Origin of the sequence: Nocardioides sp. (assembly GCF_035481145.1) — a bacterium.
Taxonomy (GTDB): Bacteria; Actinomycetota; Actinomycetes; order Propionibacteriales; family Nocardioidaceae; genus Nocardioides.
On sequence record NZ_DATIHB010000018.1, the window covers coordinates 1 to 3,494 of the forward strand.

4 protein-coding genes are annotated in these 3,494 nt (G+C 71.2%); 2 read left to right on the forward strand and 2 right to left on the reverse strand.

Going from position 1 to position 3,494, the window contains the following annotated elements:
• Nucleotides 1–467: phosphoribosylglycinamide synthetase C domain-containing protein (locus tag VLF38_RS01765; RefSeq protein ID WP_325269573.1), on the forward strand; the 467-nt coding region annotated here is incomplete at its 5' end.
• Nucleotides 464–1,882, forward strand: coding sequence for an adenylosuccinate lyase (gene purB / locus VLF38_RS01770; protein WP_325269574.1), 1,419 nt, complete (start codon nucleotides 464–466; stop codon nucleotides 1,880–1,882). The genes VLF38_RS01765 and purB, both read left to right, overlap by 4 nt.
• 3 nt (nucleotides 1,883–1,885) lie before the next feature.
• On the opposite strand, the gene VLF38_RS01775 is transcribed toward purB, so the two are convergent.
• Both VLF38_RS01775 and VLF38_RS01780 read right to left on the reverse strand, forming a co-directional pair.
• Nucleotides 1,886–2,194, reverse strand: a complete 309-nt coding sequence (locus tag VLF38_RS01775) for an antibiotic biosynthesis monooxygenase (RefSeq protein WP_325269575.1) — start codon at nucleotides 2,192–2,194, stop codon at nucleotides 1,886–1,888.
• Between the two features lie 14 nt (nucleotides 2,195–2,208).
• Nucleotides 2,209–3,261 (reverse strand): IS110 family transposase, encoded by a 1,053-nt coding sequence (locus VLF38_RS01780; RefSeq protein WP_325269576.1) that lies wholly within the window; start codon nucleotides 3,259–3,261, stop codon nucleotides 2,209–2,211.
• Nucleotides 3,262–3,494: the final 233 nt, after the last annotated feature.

Genomic DNA, 3,494 nt, shown 5'->3' on the forward strand with positions numbered 1-3,494 from the left:
TGCCCGAGCCGAGGTGGAGGCCGGGCGCCGCCGTCAGCGTCGTCATGGCGAGTGCCGGCTATCCGGAGTCGTCGTCGAAGGGTGACGTCATCGTCGGCACCGAGACCCTGGCCGGGGAGCCGGACGTCGACGTCATCCACGCCGGCACCGCGGTGAGCGGAGACGGCCTTGTCACCGCGGGTGGCCGGGTGCTCGCCGTGCGCGCCGTCGGCATCGACGTCGCCGACGCCCGGGCGAAGGCCTACGAGGGCGTCGCCAGCATCTCCTTCCCCGGGGCCCAGTGGCGCCGGGACATCGCGGCCGAGCCGCTGGGCGTGGTGGAGGGGGCCGCGGCCCTGGCCCAGCCCGAGTCGAGTGCGCTCGGCGTCGCATCCGCCACGGGGCCGCGCACTCGACTCCCCGCCGAGCCCGCCGCGCCCGCCGAGCCCGCCGCGCCCGCCGAGCCCGCCCAGGAGGGCACCCGATGACCGTCCCCAACGTCCTGGCCACCCGCTACGCCGCGGCCGACCTGGCCGCCATCTGGTCCCCCGAGCACAAGATCGTGCTCGAGCGGCGGCTGTGGATCGCCGTGCTCGAGGCGCAGCGCGACCTCGGCATCGACGTGCCCGAGGGGGTGGTCGAGGCCTACGAGGCGGTCGTCGACAAGGTCGACCTCGAGTCGATCGCCGCTCGCGAGCGGGTGACCCGGCACGACGTGAAGGCGCGGATCGAGGAGTTCTCGGCGCTGGCGGGCCACGAGCACATCCACAAGGGGATGACGTCGCGTGACCTCACCGAGAACGTCGAGCAGCTCCAGGTGCGCCAGTCCCTCGAGCTGCTCCGCGACCGCGCCGTGGCGACCCTGGCCCGGCTGGCGCGGCTGGCGGCGGAGCACGAGGCCACCGTGATGGCCGGCCGGTCGCACAACGTCGCCGCCCAGGCCACGACGCTCGGCAAGCGGTTCGCCACCGTCGCCGACGAGATGCTGATCGCGGTGCAGCGGGTCGAGGAGCTGCTCGCCCGCTACCCGCTGCGCGGCATCAAGGGCCCGATGGGCACCGCCCAGGACATGCTCGACCTGCTGGACGGCGACGGTGACAGGCTCGCCGAGCTGGAGCGGCGGGTCGCGGCCCACCTCGGCTTCGACCACGTCCTGACGAGCGTCGGCCAGGTCTACCCGCGCTCCCTCGACTTCGACGTCCTCTCCGCGCTGGTGCAGCTGGTCGCGGGGCCCTCCAACCTCGCCACCACGATCCGGCTGATGGCGGGCATCGAGCTGGTGACGGAGGGCTTCAAGGAGGGGCAGGTTGGCTCGTCGGCCATGCCCCACAAGATGAACACCCGCTCCTGCGAGCGGGTCAACGGCCTCGCCGTCATCACCCGTGGCTACCTGTCGATGGTCGGCGAGCTCGCCGGCGACCAGTGGAACGAGGGCGACGTGTCCTGCTCGGTGGTCCGCCGGGTGGCGCTGCCGGACGCCTTCTTCGCGACCGACGGCCTGTTCCAGACCTTCCTGACCGTGCTCGACGAGTTCGGTGCCTTCCCGGCCGTGATCCAGCGCGAGCTCGACCGCTACCTGCCCTTCCTCGCGACCACCAAGGTGCTGATGGCCGCCGTCCGCAACGGGGTCGGCCGCGAGGTCGGCCACGAGGCGATCAAGGAGGCCGCCGTCGGGGTGGCGCTCGACATGCGCCAGGGGCAGGTCGACAACGACGTCTTCGACCGGCTCGCCGCCGACTCGCGCCTCGGGCTCACCCGGGAGCAGATCGACTCGCTGGTCTCCGAGCCGCTGGAGTTCACCGGCGCGGCGGTCGACCAGGTGCGGGCGGTGGTCGCCCGGGTCGAGGATCTCGTACGCCGCCACCCCGGCGCCGCGTCGTACTCGCCCGGCGCGATCCTCTAGGCCTCAGGCGGACGGCCGCACGTCCAGCACGACCTCGAACTCCAGCAGCTCGGCGCCAGAGGCGACCGGCTTCCCGTGCTCGCCCTTGTGCGCGGCGCGCGCGTCGCCGTCGCGCCAGGCAGCGTAGGACTCCTCGTCCTTCCAGTGCGTCACCACGAAGTAGCGCGTCTCCCCGGCGGTCGGCCGGAGCAGCTGGAAGCTGAGGAACCCCGGCGTCCCCTCGACGACGCCCGCCCGGGCGCCGAAGCGCCGCTCGAGCTCGGGGCCCGCCTCCGCGGGGACGGAGATGGCATTGATCTTCACGACGGCCATGCGTTTCTCCTATGTCAAGCCGCTGCCGGCGCGCAGGTCTCGGTGGCGGTTGACGGGTTGTTCTTCAGTGTGTTGAACACGACTCGGGCGAGTCGTCGTTTAAGGGCGCGCAGGGCTTCGGTTTCGGAGTCTCCGGCGGCGAGTCGTTTGCGGTAGTAGGTGCGGCCCAGGGTGTCGCGGCCGATCTGGGTGACCGCGATCCGGTGCAGTGCGCAGTTGAGCTGGCGATTGCCGGTCTTGTTCATCCGGACCCTGCCCTTGGTCTCTCCGGACCAGAGCGGGATTGGGGCGACCCCCGCGTGCATGGCGTACTTGGCTTCGTGGGTGAACCGGCCGATGCCGGCGGTCTCGCCGACGATCTTCGCAGCGCTGAGCACGCCGCAGCCGGGCAGCTCCAGCAGTGCCGGCGCCTGTGCGGTGACCAGGACGCTGATCTCCTTCTCCAGCGCGTTGATCACCGCGGTGGTGCGGTCGATGTCGGCCAGTAGGTCGCGGGCCAGGCGGGCGTCGATCCCGGTCATCGGCTCGAGCAGCTCGGCCAGCTCGCCGCGAGTCTTGGCCCGGTTCAGCGACTTCGGAGCAGGATCGACGCTCGGGTCGATCCGGTGCAGGTGCCAGCGGAACCGGTTCACGTCCCCGGTGCGCTGTTTGACCAGGTCATCGCGCCTGTCCACCAGCAGCTTCAGCTCCCGGGAGGCCTCGTCATGGGTGGCCACCGGCAGGTCCGGCTCGCGCAGCACTACCCGGGCCACCGCGAGCGCATCGATCGGGTCGGACTTGCCTCGCTCCCGCGAAGACCGGCGTGCGCCGGCCATCAGCTTGGGCGGCACCCGCACCACCGTCTGGCCCGCGTCGAGCAGGTCGATCTCCAGGCGCGCCGAGAGGTGACGGCAGTCCTCAATCCCCCAGACCAGGTCCGTACCGAACTCGACCTCGGCCCACCGGATCGCCTTGTCGTGACCCTTCCCGTCGGCCTTCACGGTCAGCTGGCCAAGCTTCCGGCCGACCTCGTCGACCGCGACGAACGTGTGCGTCCGCTTGTGTACGTCGGCACCGACAACGACCATGGTGGTCGCCCTCCTTCACTGGTAAGTGACTGGACGGTTGGGCCGGTCGGCGGACACATCTCAGTGGGGGCGATGCCACGCTCCTATCAAGTCACGCCGGCCGGCTCCTTCACACCCGATGCCGGCAAAACGCATGTACATCAGCCCCGCAGGGCGACAAGGAGCGTAGGAGCCAGACACCGGATGATCAGGATCCAACCACCGCAACAGCGGCAGCCTCACCCTGACACTGA